Genomic DNA, 16,883 nt, shown 5'->3' on the forward strand with positions numbered 1-16,883 from the left:
CCATTGCCGCCTCGTGCCAAACGCCCTAGACCCGCTTGAGAACTGAACGGAAGGCAACGAACGCATGTCGAAGAAGGGCAAGCTGTCCAACATCTTGGTCTGGATCATCCTCGGGCTTCTGATCGTGGGCCTCGCGGGATTCGGGACCGGCAATTTCGGCGGGACCGTACGCAGTGTCGCCACCGTCGGCGAGACCGAGATAGACACCAACACCTATGCCCGTGCGCTGCAGCAGCGCCTGCGCGCCATAGGCGATGCCCGCGGCGAGCCGATCGCCATGGCCGAGGCGCAGGCGCAGGGCGTGGACACCGTCGTTCTGCAGGAACTTCTGGCCGCCGCCGCGCTGGAAGAGGCCGCCCGCCTTGCGGGTCTGAGCGTGGGCGATGCCCGCGTCGGCGAACAGGTCCGCTCGATCCCCGGGTTCCAGGGTGTGGATGGGCAGTTCAACCGTGAGACCTATGAATTCGCGCTGGAACGGGCCGGGCTGACCGTTCCCGAGTTCGAGGCCGACGTGCGCGCCGAGCTGTCCCGCAACCTGTTGCAGGTCGCCGCCGCGCAGGGTGTGCAGCCCCTGCCCGCCTATTCCGAGGCAATCTACGACTTCCTGGGGGAAACCCGCACCGTCAGCTTCGCACTTCTGACCGAGGCCGCGCTGGAGGCCCCCGTGCCCGCCCGCAGCGAAGACGAGGTGCAGGCCTACTACGATGCCAATTCGGCGGAATTCACGCTGCCGGGCCACAAGGCGATCACTTATGCCTGGCTGACCCCGGACATGATACTCGACAGCGTGGAGGTGTCCGAGGACGCGCTGCGCGCGGCCTATGACGCGCGCCGGGAGGAATTTGACATCCCCGCGCGGCGGCTGGTCGAACGGCTCGGGTTTCCCGACGAGGCCGCGGCACAGGCCGCACGCGAGGCGATCGAGGCGGGCGAGACCGATTTCGGCGCGCTGCTGGCCGAACGCGGTCTGACCCCGGACGACGTGGACCTCGGCTTCGTGGAACAGTCCGATCTGGACGCCGCCGGTGCCGAGGTGTTCGCGCTGGAGGATACCGGCGTGGTCGGGCCCCTGCCCTCCCCGGTGGGGCCGGCGCTGTTCCGCGTCAACGCCATCCTGACACCGCGCAACGTTCCATTCGAGGAAGCGCGCGAAACATTGCGCGCGGATCTGGCACGGGACCGCGCGCTCGAGGTGATCTCGAGCGAAATCGAGCCGCTGAACGACCTGCTGGCCGGTGGCGCCACGCTGGAAGACCTTGCCGCCGAAAGCGAGATGACGCTGGGCACGATCGACTGGCGCGGTCCGGCCGAGGGCATTGCCGCGTACGACGCGTTCAACACTGCCGCCGATGCCGTGACCGAAGACGATTTTCCGGAAATCGAGATGGCAGAGGGCGGATCGATCTTCGCGCTGCGCCTTGATGCGACGGTCCCGCCGCAGGTGCCGCCGCTCGACGCGATCCGCGACGCCGTCGCCGCCGCCACACAGGCCGCCGCAATCCGTGACGCGCTGGCCGCAAGGGCCGAAGAAATGGTCACCGAGTTGAGCGCTGGCGGAAGTTTCGACACGCTCGGACTGACAGCCATCACCCGCGAGGGCATCACCCGCCGCAGCGCCGTGGAAGGTCTGCCAGCCGGTGCGGTGGAAACGATCTTCGATCTCGATCCGGGCAGCGCCGCGGTGCTGCCGGTGGGAAGCAGCGTGGCGTTGTTGCGGCTCGAGTCAGCGACGCTTCCTGATCCGGGCGCGGCCGACGCCCAGGCGGTGCGCGAAGCAATGAACCGGCAGGCGTCGCAAGCCATGGCCGAGGACGTGCTGAGCACGCTGGCACGCTGGATCGAGACGCAGACCGGGATTTCCATCAACCAGACCGCACTGAACGCGGTGCACAGCCAGATCCAATGACCCTGACCCCGTTCGAAAGCTTCGCCGAGGGGTTCGAGGCGGGCCGCAACCAGGTGGTCCATACCCGGCTTGCGGCCGATCTCGACACCCCGGTTTCGCTGATGCTGAAACTCGGCTCCGCCCGCCCCGACACGTTCATGCTGGAATCGGTGACTGGCGGCGAGGTGCGCGGGCGCTATTCCATCATCGGGCTGAAGCCGGATCTGGTGTGGGAATGTCGCGGCACGCAGGCCCGGCTGAACCGGCAGGCACGCTTCGACCGCGATGCCTTCGAGCCCGAAACGACAAGCCCGCTGGACAGTCTGCGCGCGCTTATCGCGGAAAGCCGCATCGAGATGCCCGACGACCTGCCCGCCGCGGCGGCGGGGCTGTTCGGATATCTGGGCTATGACATGATCCGGCTGGTGGAAAATCTGCCGAACGTGAACCCCGACCCGCTGGGGCTGCCCGACGCGGTGCTGATGCGTCCGTCGGTCGTGGCCGTTTTGGACGGGGTCAAGGGCGAGGTCACTGTGGTGGCACCCGCCTGGGTGCGTGACGGGTTGTCAGCCCGTGCCGCCTATGCTCAGGCCGCCGAGCGGGTAATGGACGCGGTGCGCGATCTTGAACGCCAGGCCGGCGGCGAGGCGCGGCAACTGGGCGAAGCGCGGCCCGATGCGGAGCCGGTGTCGAACTTCACCAAGGATGCCTATCTCGCGGCGGTGGAGCGGGCGAAGGACTATATCCGCGCGGGCGACATCTTCCAGGTCGTGCCGGCGCAGCGCTGGACGCAAAAGTTCGACCTGCCACCCTTCGCTCTGTACCGCTCGCTGCGGCGGACCAACCCGTCGCCCTTCATGTTCTTCTTCAATTTCGGCGGCTTCCAGGTGGTAGGGGCCAGCCCCGAGATCCTCGTGAGGGTCTTCGGCAACGAGGTCACGATCCGCCCCATCGCGGGCACGCGCCCGCGCGGCGCAACACCCGAGGAAGACCGCGCGCTCGAGACGGAGTTGCTGGCCGATCCCAAGGAACGCGCCGAACACCTGATGCTGCTGGACCTGGGGCGCAACGACACCGGCCGGGTCAGCCGCGTCGGCACGGTGCGACCGACCGAGCAGTTCATCATAGAACGCTACAGCCACGTGATGCATATCGTGTCCAACGTGGTCGGAGAGTTGTCGCCGGACCACGACGCGCTGTCGGCGCTGCTGGCGGGTCTGCCCGCAGGCACGGTGAGCGGCGCGCCCAAGGTCAGGGCGATGCAGATCATCGACGAACTGGAGCCCGAGAAACGCGGCGTCTATGGCGGCGGTGTGGGCTATTTCGCGGCCAATGGCGACATGGACATGTGCATCGCGCTGCGCACCGCCGTGATCCAGGACGACAAGCTCTATATCCAGGCCGGTGGCGGCGTCGTGTATGACAGCGATCCAGAGGCCGAATGGCAGGAGACCGTCAACAAGTCGCAGGCGATCCGCAAGGCTGCCGCAGACGCCGGGCGCTTCGAGGGCGGCAACGGCTGAGGGCCGCAGCGACGGTCAGGGCAGCAACGCGGCAGCGGGCACCGGCACGAGGTCGCGCGCGCGGCCGCCCAGCCACGCTTCGAGCAGATCCCAGAGCGCCGGGTCGTCACCGACCAGAACCGTAACGGCGCCGTCACGGCGGGCGCGCGCGGCGATCCGCTGAAGGGTGGTCCGCGTGGCATCGGAGGCCGTGTCGAGCCGGGCGTAGGCCAGAAGCGGGCGGGCGCCACGATGCGTTCGCGCGGCGACGAAGGCGGGCGTTGCATCGGGCGGGTAGACAAGTGGGCTTGCATCGGCAGGCGTGGGCGTGGCGTCGCCGCCCTGAATAAGCCGCGCGCGGAATGGCGTCTGCGCGCCGTCCTGGCCGGTCATAATCCACTCTGGGAGTGGCCCGGACGGTGCGGCACCGGACGCCAGGACAGCGGCGATGCGCGGGCCGGTCCGAAGCGCGCTGGCCAGCAGCGCGGGAGGCGCCGGAGCGGCCTGCGGCCACGCCCGGGGCATGGGCGAGGCGCCTGGGCGGGTGGGTCGGCCCGGCGCGGCGGCGCGCGCAACTGTGTCGCCCTGCGCCGGAACGGCAGCAACGGCAGCGCGAAGGTCCATGTCGCCGGAAGCGGGCGGAATGGTTCCGGCGGACAGGTTCGGACCCGACCCGCCGACGATCACGGGCACCGGCGCCTCCGGCACCGATGGTGCCTGAGTCGGCAACGTCTCGGCAGCGGCCACCATCGGGGCCGGTGCCGGGGACCTTCCGGGGGGCGCCGCAATGGAACGTGCCAGTGGCCCCGGCACCTCATCACCCGCCGCCGGCAGAGGAACGACAACGCGCGTCGGCGCTGCGTCGGGTGCGGTGTGCGAAACGACGGCCCGCGGCGGCACGTCCGCCGCCAGCAGGTTGGGCGCCATCTGCAGGCCTGACAACGGCACCAGATCCGGCTTCGGGGGACGCGGCAGCAGGCCGCGGGTGTCGGGCTGCGGAACCCTGGCGCGAGCTGACGCGACATCCGGCGGCGCAACCGCCTGCGCGGCGCCCGCAGCCAGTGTCGGCGCCAGGTCCGGCGGTGGCGGCAGCGCAGTCGGCGCGGCCGCCACCGGGGCGCCGCCGTCCGCCGCTCCCAGGTCCGGCTTACGCCCTTCCAGAACCAGTGCCGCGACAACCAGCACGAGAGCGCCGAGAAGCCCGCCCCAGAATGCCCCTGCCAGTAGACCGCGCCCCATGCTCCGCCTGTCCCCGCTTGCCCGCTTGTTTGCCAGTATGTTTGCCCGTCTGCGCGACGGTGGTATCGCCTTGTTGGCCCCTTGACCAGCCGCCCCTGACCTGAACACATAGCCGCACTTTCCCCAACCTGCGGAAGTCGGCCCCATGCTGCTGCTGATCGACAACTATGACAGTTTCACCTACAATCTCGTCCACTATCTGGGCGAGTTGGGCGCCGATGTGCAGGTCCACCGCAACGACCGGATCGACGTCGCCACCGCGCTTGCCCTGCGCCCCGAGGGGATCGTGCTGTCGCCGGGCCCTTGCGATCCCGACCAGGCCGGTGTCTGCCTCGATCTGACCGCCGCTGCCGCTGACGCGCGCGTGCCGCTGCTGGGCGTGTGCCTTGGTCACCAGACCATCGGCCAGGCCTTCGGCGGCAAGGTCGTGCGTTGCCACGAGATCGTGCATGGCAAGCTTGGCGCCATTCACCACGCGGGCGCGGGCGTCTTCGCCGATCTGCCCAGCCCGCTGCAGGCCACGCGCTACCATTCGCTCGTGGTGGATCGACCGAGCCTGCCCGACAGCCTCGAGGTTACGGCATGGCTGCAGGACGGGACGATCATGGGTCTGCGCCACCGCGACCTGCCGATCGAAGGCGTGCAGTTCCATCCCGAAAGCATCGCCTCGCAGCACGGCCACGCGATGCTGCGCCGCTTCCTCGAGACCGCACAGGTGCCGGCATGAGCGACGGCCTGAAGCCGCTGATCGCCGCCGCTGCCGAGGGGCCGTTGACCGCCGGACAGGCGCGCGCTGCCTTCGGCATCCTGTTCGCGGGCGACGCGACCCCGGCGCAGATCGGCGGCTTCCTGATGGCGCTGCGCACCCGTGGCGAAACGGTGGACGAGATCGCGGGCGCGGCTGCGGTCATGCGGGCCAAGTGCCTGCCGGTGCGCGCGCCTGCGGGCGCAATGGACATCGTCGGAACCGGCGGCGACGGCAAGGGCACGCTGAACATCTCCACCGCGACGGCTTTCGTGGTGGCGGGCGCTGGCGTGCCGGTGGCCAAGCACGGCAACCGCAACCTGTCCAGCAAGTCGGGCGCGGCGGACGCGCTGGGGCAACTCGGCATCGCGGTGATGCGCGGCGCCGATGTGGCTGAACGCGCGCTGGCAGAGATCGGCATGTGCTTCATGATGGCGCCCATGCACCACCCGGCGATGAAGCACGTGATGCCCGCACGCACCGAACTGGGCACGCGCACGATCTTCAACATTCTCGGCCCGCTGACCAACCCGGCTGGGGTGCGGCGCCAGCTGACCGGTGCCTACAGCCGAGCGCTGATCCGCCCGATGGCCGAAGTGCTGGGCGCGCTCGGCAGCGACCGGGCGTGGCTGGTGCATGGCGGCGATGGCACGGACGAACTGTCCATCGCCGGGATCAGCCATGTCGCGGAATTGTCCGGCGGCACCGTGACAGAACGCGAACTGCACCCGGAGGAAGCGGGCCTGCCCGTCCACCCGTTCGAGGCGCTGCTGGGCGGCGCCCCCGAGGAGAACGGCCGCGCGCTGGCCGCCCTGCTGGACGGCGCGCCCGGAGCATACCGCGACGCCGTTCTGCTGAACGCCGCCGCGGCGCTGCTGATCGCGGGGGCGGCGGCGGATCTGCCTGAAGGGGTCGCACGCGCGACCGAAAGCATCGACAGCGGCGCGGCGCGGGACAAGGTGACCGCGCTTGCCCGGCTCAGCACGGAGGCCCAGGCATGAGCGGCACCATTCTCGACCGGATCAAGGCCTACAAGCTGGAGGAGGTTGCGGCGCGCAAGGCGCAGATCTCGCTTGCAGAAATCGAGGCACGCGCAAGTTGCGCCGACGCACCGCGCGGCTTCGCCGCCGCCCTGCGCGCGCGCGGCCAGGACGGCTATGCCCTGATCGCAGAGGTCAAGAAGGCCAGCCCGTCCAAGGGCCTGATCCGCGAGGATTTCGACCCGCCCGCGCTGGCGGCCGCCTACGAAGCGGGGGGGGCTGCCTGCCTGTCCGTGCTGACCGACGGGCCATCCTTCCAGGGCGCGGATACCTATCTGCGCGAGGCGCGGTCGGCGACCGCCCTGCCTGCCCTTCGCAAGGACTTCCTTTACGATCCGTGGCAGGTGGCCGAGGCGCGTGCGCTTGGCGCCGACTGCATCCTCATCATCATGGCCAGCGTATCCGATGCGCAGGCCGCCGAGCTTGAAACCACCGCGATCGATTGGGGCATGGACGTGCTGATCGAGGTGCATGATGCGGCTGAATTGGACCGGGCGCTCGCGCTCCGCTCGCAGCTGATCGGGATCAACAACCGTGACCTGCGCAGTTTCGAGACATCTCTGGGCGTGACCCGGCAGCTTGCGCCGCGCGTGCCGGCCGGACGCATGGTGGTGTCGGAATCCGGGCTCCATACACGCGCGGACCTGGCGGATATGGCCGCCCACGGGGTGCGCACCTTCCTGATCGGCGAAAGCCTGATGCGCCAGCACGACGTGGAAGCCGCGACCCGCGCCTTGCTGGCCGAGCCGGCGCTCTGATGGCGGAGCTGACCCATTTCGACGGCGCGGGCCATGCTCATATGGTCGATGTGTCAGACAAGGCCGCGACCGCACGGCTGGCCGTGGCATCGGGCTGCGTGCGGATGACGGCCGAAACGCTGGCAGTGATCGCCGAAGGGCGCGCCGACAAGGGCGACGTTCTGGGCGTGGCGCGACTGGCTGGCATCATGGGCGCCAAGCGCACCGCCGACCTGATTCCGCTGTGCCATCCTTTGCCGGTCACCAAGGTGGCGGTCGATCTTGTTCCGGACCCGGACCTGCCCGGAGTACGGATCACCGCGACCGTCAAGACCGCCGGCCAGACCGGGGTGGAAATGGAGGCGCTGACCGCGGTCAGCACCGCCGCGCTGACACTATACGACATGGTCAAGGCGATCGAGAAAACCATGGTGATCGGAGAGATCCGGCTGGAATTGAAGGAGGGCGGCAAGTCCGGCCGCTTCGAGGCACCGGGCAGCGAGGCCTGACCGCGTGATCAGCGTCACCGAGGCACTGGACCGGATCTTCGCGCTGTTGTCGCCCCTCGGCCCCGAAACGGTGCCGCTCCGTCATGCTGCGGGACGCGTGCTGGCGAAAGATGCGGCGGCACGGCGCGACCAGCCGCCCTTCGATGCCGCACAGATGGACGGTTACGCGCTGCGCGACGCCGACGCGCGGTCCGGCGCGGCGCTGCGCGTGATCGGTGCGGCGGCGGCGGGGCACGGGTTCGCCGGCACGGTCGGTCCGGCGGAAGCCGTCCGCATCTTCACCGGAGCGCCGGTGCCGGAAGGCGCCGACCGGGTCGTGATGCAGGAAGACGTGCGCGTTGCAGACGATCAGATCACCGTCGCGCCCGATGCCGACACGTCCCGCTACATCCGCCCGCGCGGTGGCGATTTTTCGGTGGGCGACCGGGTGCCCGCGGGCCGCGTACTGCGCCCGGCGGACCTGACGCTGCTGGCTTCGATGAACCTTGCCGAGGTGCCGGTGGTGAGACGGCCGGTCGTTGCGATCCTGTCGACCGGGGACGAGCTTGTGATGCCCGGCGAGACGCCCTCGCCCGATCAGATCATCGCGTCCAACGCCTTCGGGCTGGCCGCGCTGGCCGAAGCGGCGGGCGCGGCGGCGCGGCTGCTGCCGCTGGCACGGGACACGGCTGAAAGCCTGGATGCCGGGCTGTCGCTGGCCGCGGGCGCCGATCTTGTTGTCACGAGCGGCGGCGCGTCGGTCGGCGATCACGACATCCTCGCCGCATGCGGCGCGCAACTCGGGCTGGAACAAGCGTTCTACAAAGTCGCCATGCGGCCCGGAAAACCGCTGATGGCCGGACGGATGCGCGGCATCCCGATGATCGGCCTGCCGGGCAATCCGGTCTCGGCGATGGTCTGCGGCACCGTGTTCATGCAGCCCGCGCTGCGACACCTGGGCGGACATCCCGCTGCCGCCGCCCCGCGAGAGGCCGCGACGCTGGCGGCAAATCTTCCTGCGAACGGCCCGCGCGAGCATTACATGCGCGCCATGCGGCTGCCGGATGGGCGGGTCGCGGCCGCGGGCCGACAGGACAGCAGCCTGCAGAAAGTGCTGTCCGAAGCGGATACGCTGATCGTCCGCCCGCCCGGAGACTCAGCACGGCACGCCGGGGAAACCGTTGAAATCGTGAAAATTTGACTCAATTGGCCGGACGGGCCGCGTTGACACAAATCGGGAACAACGGTAGAACACCTGTGAACTGGGGGCTTTCGGCACGCCCCCGCAGTACGGAGCGTGGCGGATGTTGACCAAGAAACAGCTCGATCTTCTGGAATTCATTCACACGCGGGTGCAGCGCGACGGGGTGCCGCCGTCCTTCGACGAGATGAAGGAAGCGCTCGACCTTCGCTCAAAATCGGGGATCCACCGGCTGATCACGGCGCTGGAGGAACGTGGATTCATCCGGCGGCTTGCGCACAAGGCGCGCGCGCTGGAGATCGTGAAACTTCCCGATGCGATCGGCGGCGGCGGCTTCCAGCCGCGCGTGATCGATGGCGACATGGCGGATGACGCAGACCCCGGCAGGAGCGAGCCCCGGCCCGAAACCATAGAAAGCACGGCGCCCGCGGTGCCGCTCTTGGGGCGGATCGCGGCGGGCGGGCCGATTTCCGCCATCGCGGACGTACAGCAGAACATCGCCGTTCCGCCCGCCATGGTTGCGGGATCGGGCAATCACTACGCGCTGGAAGTGCGCGGCGATTCCATGATCAACGCCGGGATCAATGATGGCGACGTCGTAGTGATCCGCGAAGGGCGCGTCGCTGACAATGGCGAGATCGTCGTCGCCGCCTTCCATGACCAGAACGAATACAGTGTCACATTGAAGCGATTCCGGCGCAAAGGCAGCAGCGTCGCGCTTGAAGCCGCGAACCCGGATTACGAAACACGTGTGCTGCCTGCCGATCAGGTGGAAATCCAGGGCAAGCTGGTCGGGCTGATCCGGACCTACTGACGGCATCTTCCGACCGCGCTGTCTGGCGCACAAAAGTACTGCGATCACCGCCCGTTCGGCGCAGCGGCGGTGCGGACAGGCGCTTCTCCAGCTAGGGCGCGCTCCACATCGGTGGTAATGTCCCGTGGGCCGGTCATTCGGCTTTGGCCATTTGGTCGCCCGGATCGGTCCGCGCGCCTCCGGGGCTCGAAAGCCCAAAGCCATTCATGCGGCGGCGGTTCCGCGATGGGGTTGATGCGCTCAGCGGCACTCGCCGCTAAGGGTGCGGTTTGCCCCGGCCCCGAGGCCGCTGAAACATCTCCCGCGATCCCATTGTCCGGGTCTGCCGTATCCCGTCGGCCCGTGCCTTCGGCCCTTTTGGGAGCGACCGCCGACGCCGCGTCGGCGCGGCGCGGCGCGGCACGGCGCAGACCGGGCCAGTCATGGGCGCGAGCGGCCGCGCGGACCCCAGGCGCATTCCACAGACGCACACCATGCACCCCGCGCACCGTCGTTACTTGCGGTCGTCCGTTGCGCAACACCACCGCGATCCCCCCCGAGGCGGAAAGCGCGGACGGCCCCAGAAGCACGCAGGCCTCCCCCGCCGGTTCTTCGGGATCGCGGTTCGACACAACCACCGACGTGCGCGCGCAGGCGTCCCGCATCTCGTCCGGCGTTGCCGAAAACAGCACTGCCACCTCGGCCGCTGCGACCGGGAAGCGCAGGCCAGGCCCGCCTTGGGGCGCAGCGAACGGCGCGCTGCGCGCGAACGCCGTTTCCCGATCGCGGTCCCGGCCATCGTTTTCCAGCCAGCTTTGCGCGATGAACCCGTGCCCGCGCGCGCGCGACAACGCCCGACCCTGCTGCGTCATGACCCCGGCCAGCGCGCCATTATCCGCCACCAGCAGCACCGGCCGGGCCGACACGCCCCACAGCGCCCCGGCCACCATCAGCGGCAAAAGGCCAGCCCAGCGCCAGCGCCCCTGCCACAGCATCACCACCAGCGCGCCGAATGTCAGCAGCGGCATCACCATTGGGCCGGGCTGGACGATGTAGCGCACCGCATGTTCGAAACCGGCCACGACTTGCGCCACGTTCAGGATCCATCCGATCCCCAGCCCCATCGCCCATAGCCCGAGCTGCGCCAGACCAAAGGGCGCCAGACAGGCCGCCAGCACCGCCGCCGGGATCACCACCGCGCCCATCACCGGAACGGACACGAGGTTCGCCAGCAAACCGTAATTCGAGCCCTGATTGAAGTGCGCTGCCGCGAAAGGCGCGGTCGCGAGGCCTGCAACCGCCGAGGAGACCACCAACGCCACAAGGCCCGCCGACCAGCGCGGCGGACGGTGCGGCAATTGCCGCATTTGCCCGAAAACCCAGACCAGCGCGGCCGTCGCGGCAAAGGACATCTGAAAGCCCGGCGACATCAGTGATTCCGGCTGCCAGGCCAGCACGATGATCGCCGCCAGCGCGACGGACCGCAGCGTCAGCGCCCGCCGGTCCAGCATCACGGCGACCAGCATTACCGCCGCCATGATGAAAGCGCGCTGCGTGCTGACATTGCCGCCCGACAGCGCGAGATACACAGCCGAGGCCAGCAGCGCGAGCGCCGCGGCCCATTTCTTGGCCGGCACCCGCAACGCAAGGCGCGGCACCAGCGCGATTCCGGCGCGCAGCGCGGTGAAGATGAAGCCCGTCAGAAGCCCCACGTGCAGACCCGAGATCGCCAGCAGGTGGGCGAGGTTGGTATCGCGCATGGCATCCAGCGTCTCGCGGCTCAGCCCGGCACGGTCCCCCGTCGTCACCGCGGCGGCGAAGGCCCCCACCTGCCCCGGCAGCGCCGCCTGGACCGCCGCCGACAGGCGCAGGCGGAACCGGTTCAGCGCGGCCAGCGGCTCAGCACGCGCGGGCGGCGCAAGCAGTACCAGCGGCGTTCGGGTGTAGCCTACGGCGCCGATCCGGTCGAACCAAGCCATGCGCTGGAAGTCGAAGCCATGCGGCTCGACGGGACCGGGCGGCGGGGTGAGATGCCCGGTCACGGCGACGGTCTGGCCCGGCAAAGGGTCAGCGAAGATTTGCGCGCCATGCAGCGATACACGCACACGCGCGGGCGTGCGGTCCGGGGCGACGCGCAGCAGGATCACGCGGTCCAGTGTCACGCGCGGCTTGTCGCTGATCGACCGGTCCACCGCGACCACGCGGCCTTCGATCGGCCCGTAATAACGATATTCAAGCACCGGCGCGGCAACCAGATGCGCGCGCAGCCCCGCCAGCGTGAAGCCTGCGGCGACCAGCGCGAGCCCGAGTGCCGCCGGGCCCACCGTTTCGGGAAGGCGGCGCGCGCCGACGAAGGCCGACAGCGCGACCCCTAGGACGAGCGCGAAAGTGGCCGGACCGGGTTCCCAGCGCAGCGCGAAGAACAGCCCGATCCCCGTGCCCAGGCACACGGGCACCCAGGGCAGCAGGTGCCCGCGCTGAAGCCCGATCAGGTGGCGAAGCGCGTCTGACATCATGGCGGCATGGATTTCCCGGGCACGGCGGCCTGCCGATCCTGCGCAAGCAAGGTTGCCAAAGCGTTAACCCTGCTTCACCCACCGGGGCCGGGCGCACCGCTTTACCCTGCCCGCGCGGGACAGTAAGCAACCGCCAACAACAGGAGCCGTCCCATGACAGACCACCAGGTCGTGACTCGTTTCGCCCCCTCGCCCACGGGATTTCTGCATATCGGCGGGGCCCGAACCGCGCTGTTCAACTGGCTTTACGCCCGCGGGCGGGGCGGCCGTTTCCTGCTGCGGATCGAGGACACCGATCGCGCCCGTTCCACCCCCGAGGCCACGCAGGCGATCCGCGACGGGCTGGCATGGCTCGGGCTCGACCATGATGGCGACGCCGTGAGCCAAGCGGACCGCGCACCGCGCCATGCCGAGATCGCGCACCAGATGCTGGCCGCCGGCACCGCTTTCAAATGCTTCGCCACGCAGGAGGAGATCGCCGCATTTCGGGAGGCCGCCAAAGCGGAGGGCCGTTCCAGCCTGTACCGGTCGCCCTGGCGCGACGCCGACCCCGCCGACCATCCGGATGCGCCCTTCGTCGTGCGCCTCAAGGCACCGATTGAAGGAGAGACCGTGATCGCCGACCGTGTTCAGGGCGACGTGACCATGCGCAACGACCAGTTGGATGACATGGTGATCCTGCGGTCCGACGGCACGCCGACGTACATGCTGGCGGTCGTCGTGGACGATCACGACATGGGCGTGACCCATGTGATCCGGGGGGACGATCACCTCGTCAACGCCGCGCGGCAGATGCTGGTTTACCGGGCGATGGGATGGGACGTGCCGGTCTGGGCGCATATCCCGCTGATCCACGGCCCCGACGGCAAGAAGCTGTCCAAGCGGCACGGCGCGCTCGGTGTGGAGGAATACCGGGCGATGGGCTACCCGGTGGAGGGACTGCGCAACTACCTGACACGGCTCGGCTGGAGCCACGGCGACGACGAGGTGTTCACAACCGAGCAGGCGCTGGAGTGGTTCGACCTCGACGGGATCGGGAAAGCTCCGGCTCGCTTCGACTTCAAGAAGCTGGAGAATGTGTCGGGACAGCATATCGCCATGGCGGAGGATGCTGCGCTGCTGCATGAGATTGAAGGTTTCCTGGCCGCAACCGGCGCACCGGACCTGACGCCGGCGCAGCGAAGCGGGCTGACCGATGCGCTCTATTGCCTCAAGGACCGGGCGAAGACAATTCCGCAACTCCTTGAAAAAGGTCACTTCGTTCTGGCTTCACGGCCGCTGGAACCCGACGACGCCGCGCGGAAGGCACTGGATTCTGTATCCCGTGGTATACTGCGCGAATTGACGCCGCACCTGCAAACTGCTAACTGGCAGCGGAACGATTTGGAGGAGGCGGTCGGAGCCGTCGCGGAGGCGCACGACACCAAGCTTGGCAAGCTCGCCGGCCCGCTGAGGGCGGCGCTTGCAGGCCGGTCGGTATCTCCAAGTGTATTCGACATGATGCTCGTCATCGGCCGGGAGGAGACTCTGGCCAGGCTGGCGGATGCGACGGAATGAGGCCGGCCCCTACCGGCCTGTTCCATTGACACGGAAGCGCGACACGGCAAGCTGCGGCTCACCGTGCGTCAGATGAGGGACAACGATGAACAAGGCCGATACACCGAAGACAGCGACACTGACCTACGGGGACAAGACGCTTGAACTGCCTGTCCATTCGCCGACCATCGGGCCGGATGCGATCGACATCACGAAACTGTACGCGCAGGGCGACATCTTCACCTACGACCCCGGCTTCACCTCGACCGCGGCGTGCCGTTCTACGATCACCTTCATCGACGGCGACAAGGGTGAATTGCTGCACCGCGGCTACCCGATCGACCAACTGGCCGAGAAGTCCCACTATCTCGAAGTGTGCTACCTGCTGCTGTACGGCGAATTGCCGACCGGCACCCAGCTTGAGGATTTCGAACGCCGTGTGACGCAGCACACCATGCTGCACGAACAGATGCGCGGCTTCTTCTCGGGCTTCCGGCGCGATGCGCACCCGATGGCGATCATGGTGGGCGTGGTCGGCGCGATGTCGGCCTTCTATCATGACAGCACCGATATTTCGGACCCGTGGCAGCGCGAGGTCGCCTCGATCCGCCTGATCGCCAAGATGCCGACCATCGCCGCCTGGGCGTTCAAGTATTCGCAGGGCCAGCCCTTCGTCTACCCGCTCAACCAGCTCGACTACGCGTCCAACTTCCTGAACATGTGCTTCAGCGTGCCGGCCGAGGAATACGAGATCAACCCGATCCTGTCGCGCGCCATGGACCGGATCTTCACGCTGCACGCGGACCACGAACAGAATGCCTCCACCTCGACGGTGCGGCTGGCATCGTCCTCGGGTGCGAACCCCTTCGCCTGCATCGCAGCCGGCATCGCCTGCCTCTGGGGTCCGGCGCATGGCGGCGCGAACCAGGCTTGCCTCGAGATGCTCAAGGAAATCGGCACGCCCGACAAGATCCCCGAGTATATCGCCCGCGCCAAGGACAAGAACGATCCGTTCCGCCTGATGGGCTTCGGACACCGCGTCTACAAGAACTTCGACCCGCGCGCGACGGTGATGAAGCAGTCCGCCGACGAGGTGCTGGAGTTGCTGGGGGTGGAGAACAATCCGGTGCTCCAGGTCGCCAAGGAGCTTGAGGCCGCAGCGCTGGCAGATCCGTATTTCGCCGACAAGAAGCTCTTCCCGAACGTCGACTTCTATTCGGGCATCATCCTTGAAGCGATGGGCTTCCCTACCTCGATGTTCACGCCGATCTTCGCGGTCTCGCGGACCGTCGGCTGGATCTCGCAGTGGAAGGAAATGCTGACCGACAGCGAGCAGAAGATCGGGCGCCCGCGTCAGCTCTACATGGGTGCCACGCTGCGCGACTACGTCGACGTCGAAAGCCGCTGATCCCGGCCCGCCACCGCCAATTGCCCCCGGCGCTGCGCCGGGGGCTTTTTTGCATCTGCCTGCCCGACTTGCCGCGCCCTGCCCGCGCGCCTATACGCCGGGGCAGCTTTTCCATCCCGTCAGAACGCAAAGGCCTGCCGCATGATCCCCCGCTATTCCCGCCCCGACATGGTCGCCATCTGGTCCCCGGAAGCGAAGTTCCGCATCTGGTACGAGATCGAGGCGCATGCCTGCGACGCGCAGGCGGAGCTTGGGGTGATCCCGAAGGAGGACGCGGCCGAGGTCTGGAAGGCCGCCGACGCGACCTTCGACGTCGCGCGCATCGACGAGATCGAGGCCGTCACCAAGCATGACGTGATCGCCTTCCTGACCCACCTGGCCGAGATCATCGGGTCGGACGCGGCGCGCTTCGTGCATCAGGGCATGACGAGTTCGGACGTGCTGGACACGACCTTCAACGTGCAGCTCGTCCGCGCCGCCGATATCCTTCTCGACGACATGGACGCGCTCCTTTCGGCGCTCAAGCGCCGGGCCATGGAACACAAGGACACGATCCGCATCGGCCGCAGCCACGGCATCCACGCCGAGCCGACGACGATGGGCCTGACTTTCGCGCGCTTCTACGCCGAAATGGAACGGAACCGGAACCGGCTGGAAAAGGCCCGCTTCGAGGTCGCGACCGGCGCCATCTCGGGCGCGGTCGGAACCTTCGCCAATATCGACCCGGCGGTCGAGGCGCATGTGTGCAAGAAGATGGGCTTGCGCCCGGAGCCGATCTCCACCCAGGTGATCCCCCGTGACCGTCACGCAATGTTTTTCGCAACGCTGGGCGTCGTCGCTTCCAGCATCGAGAACATCGCGATCGAGATCCGGCACATGCAGCGCACCGAGGTTCTGGAAGCCGAAGAGTTCTTTTCCAAGGGGCAGAAAGGCTCCAGCGCGATGCCGCACAAACGCAACCCGGTGCTGACCGAAAACCTGACCGGCCTTGCCCGCCTCGTGCGCATGTCGGTGGTCCCCGCGATGGAAAATGTCGCGCTCTGGCACGAGCGGGACATCTCGCACAGCTCGGTGGAACGCAGCATCGGGCCGGATGCCACCGTCACCCTTGATTTCGCACTGTCCCGTTTGACCGGCGTCGTCGACAAACTGGTGATCTACCCGGACACGATGATCGCCAACATGAACAAGTTCCGCGGCCTGGTGCATTCGCAGCGTGTGCTGTTGGCGCTGACCCAGAAGGGCGTCAGCCGCGAGACCGCCTATACACTCGTGCAGCGCAACGCGATGAAGGTCTGGGAAGAGGGGCGCGATTTCATGGAGGAACTGAAGGCCGACGCAGAGGTCACCGCCGTCATGACCCCTGCCGAAATCGAGGAAAAATTCGACATCGGCTACCATACCAAGCACGTCGACACGATTTTCGCGCGCGTGTTCGGATCGTCCTGACGTCGCACTTGCCCGATAGCGAGGCTGTGCTACCCTTTCTCTACTTTACCATAACGAGAGAAAAGGGAGACTGAGATGAACGCCAAGATCATTCTTACGGCCGTCGTTCTGGCCGCCTCGCCGGGAATCGCCCTGGCCTCGTGCAGCTGGGGCAAATCGCAGGCCGCATCCTGCGCCGCGGGTTCCGTCTGGGACAGCGAAAGCCAGCGCTGCGTGGTGCAAAGCACCAGCTGACCTGCCAGCCTGGTATGGCCGGTTGCACCCCGTTCGGCGAACGGGGTGTTTTCATATGTGGGGTAACGACGGGTTAAACCGACTCGGTCCAGTGTCGGCACATCAGCAGA

General features: G+C 68.0%; 14 protein-coding genes. 12 read left to right on the forward strand and 2 right to left on the reverse strand.

Annotation, left to right across the window (positions count from 1 at the left end):
* Nucleotides 1-64 precede the first annotated feature (64 nt).
* Nucleotides 65-1,906, forward strand: coding sequence for a peptidylprolyl isomerase (locus DKT77_RS08760; protein WP_109811324.1), 1,842 nt, complete (start codon nucleotides 65-67; stop codon nucleotides 1,904-1,906).
* Nucleotides 1,903-3,408: an anthranilate synthase component I gene (gene trpE / locus DKT77_RS08765; RefSeq protein WP_109811325.1), complete on the forward strand. Its 1,506-nt coding sequence runs from the start codon at nucleotides 1,903-1,905 to the stop codon at nucleotides 3,406-3,408. The genes DKT77_RS08760 and trpE overlap by 4 nt, the downstream gene beginning before the upstream one ends.
* 15 nt (nucleotides 3,409-3,423) lie before the next feature.
* On the opposite strand, the gene DKT77_RS08770 is transcribed toward trpE, so the two are convergent.
* The gene (locus tag DKT77_RS08770) at nucleotides 3,424-4,626 is read right to left on the reverse strand and encodes a hypothetical protein (RefSeq protein WP_109811326.1); all 1,203 of its coding nucleotides are present in this window, start codon (nucleotides 4,624-4,626) and stop codon (nucleotides 3,424-3,426) included.
* Nucleotides 4,627-4,771: 145 nt separating this feature from the next.
* On the opposite strand from DKT77_RS08770, the gene DKT77_RS08775 reads away from it, so the two are divergent.
* From DKT77_RS08775 to lexA, 6 genes are all read left to right on the forward strand, one after another.
* The gene (locus DKT77_RS08775) at nucleotides 4,772-5,353 is read left to right on the forward strand and encodes an anthranilate synthase component II (RefSeq protein WP_109811327.1); all 582 of its coding nucleotides are present in this window, start codon (nucleotides 4,772-4,774) and stop codon (nucleotides 5,351-5,353) included.
* Nucleotides 5,350-6,372, forward strand: a complete 1,023-nt coding sequence (trpD, locus tag DKT77_RS08780; protein ID WP_109811328.1) for an anthranilate phosphoribosyltransferase — start codon at nucleotides 5,350-5,352, stop codon at nucleotides 6,370-6,372. Before DKT77_RS08775 ends, trpD begins: the two co-directional genes overlap by 4 nt.
* Nucleotides 6,369-7,169 carry an indole-3-glycerol phosphate synthase TrpC gene (trpC, locus tag DKT77_RS08785; protein ID WP_109811329.1) on the forward strand — a complete coding sequence of 267 codons (801 nt, stop codon included), beginning with the start codon at nucleotides 6,369-6,371 and terminating at the stop codon, nucleotides 7,167-7,169. Before trpD ends, trpC begins: the two co-directional genes overlap by 4 nt.
* Nucleotides 7,169-7,657 (forward strand): cyclic pyranopterin monophosphate synthase MoaC, encoded by a 489-nt coding sequence (gene moaC, locus DKT77_RS08790; RefSeq protein WP_109811330.1) that lies wholly within the window; start codon nucleotides 7,169-7,171, stop codon nucleotides 7,655-7,657. Before trpC ends, moaC begins: the two co-directional genes overlap by 1 nt.
* Before the next feature lie 4 nt (nucleotides 7,658-7,661).
* Nucleotides 7,662-8,837, forward strand: a complete 1,176-nt coding sequence (locus DKT77_RS08795) for a molybdopterin molybdotransferase MoeA (protein ID WP_109811331.1) — start codon at nucleotides 7,662-7,664, stop codon at nucleotides 8,835-8,837.
* A gap of 103 nt (nucleotides 8,838-8,940) precedes the next feature.
* Nucleotides 8,941-9,651, forward strand: coding sequence for a transcriptional repressor LexA (lexA, locus tag DKT77_RS08800; RefSeq protein WP_109811332.1), 711 nt, complete (start codon nucleotides 8,941-8,943; stop codon nucleotides 9,649-9,651).
* A gap of 44 nt (nucleotides 9,652-9,695) precedes the next feature.
* Here the strand turns inward: lexA and DKT77_RS08805 are convergent, their stop codons facing one another.
* Nucleotides 9,696-12,146: a ComEC/Rec2 family competence protein gene (locus tag DKT77_RS08805; RefSeq protein ID WP_109811333.1), complete on the reverse strand. Its 2,451-nt coding sequence runs from the start codon at nucleotides 12,144-12,146 to the stop codon at nucleotides 9,696-9,698.
* Between the two features lie 153 nt (nucleotides 12,147-12,299).
* On the opposite strand from DKT77_RS08805, the gene gltX reads away from it, so the two are divergent.
* The 4 genes from gltX to DKT77_RS08825 all read left to right on the forward strand — a co-directional run bounded on the left by gltX (nucleotide 12,300) and on the right by DKT77_RS08825 (nucleotide 16,773).
* On the forward strand, nucleotides 12,300-13,703 hold the full coding sequence (gene gltX / locus DKT77_RS08810) for a glutamate--tRNA ligase (RefSeq protein WP_109811334.1): 1,404 nt from the start codon (nucleotides 12,300-12,302) through the stop codon (nucleotides 13,701-13,703).
* 85 nt (nucleotides 13,704-13,788) lie between these two features.
* Nucleotides 13,789-15,090 (forward strand): citrate synthase, encoded by a 1,302-nt coding sequence (gltA, locus tag DKT77_RS08815; RefSeq protein WP_109811335.1) that lies wholly within the window; start codon nucleotides 13,789-13,791, stop codon nucleotides 15,088-15,090.
* A gap of 141 nt (nucleotides 15,091-15,231) precedes the next feature.
* Nucleotides 15,232-16,539: an adenylosuccinate lyase gene (gene purB / locus DKT77_RS08820; protein WP_109811336.1), complete on the forward strand. Its 1,308-nt coding sequence runs from the start codon at nucleotides 15,232-15,234 to the stop codon at nucleotides 16,537-16,539.
* Between the two features lie 75 nt (nucleotides 16,540-16,614).
* The gene (locus DKT77_RS08825) at nucleotides 16,615-16,773 is read left to right on the forward strand and encodes a carbohydrate-binding module family 14 protein (protein ID WP_109811337.1); all 159 of its coding nucleotides are present in this window, start codon (nucleotides 16,615-16,617) and stop codon (nucleotides 16,771-16,773) included.
* The last annotated feature ends 110 nt before the right edge of the window (nucleotides 16,774-16,883 follow it).

It is taken from the genome of Meridianimarinicoccus roseus, from assembly GCF_003172915.1.
Classification (GTDB): domain Bacteria; phylum Pseudomonadota; class Alphaproteobacteria; order Rhodobacterales; family Rhodobacteraceae; genus Meridianimarinicoccus; species Meridianimarinicoccus roseus.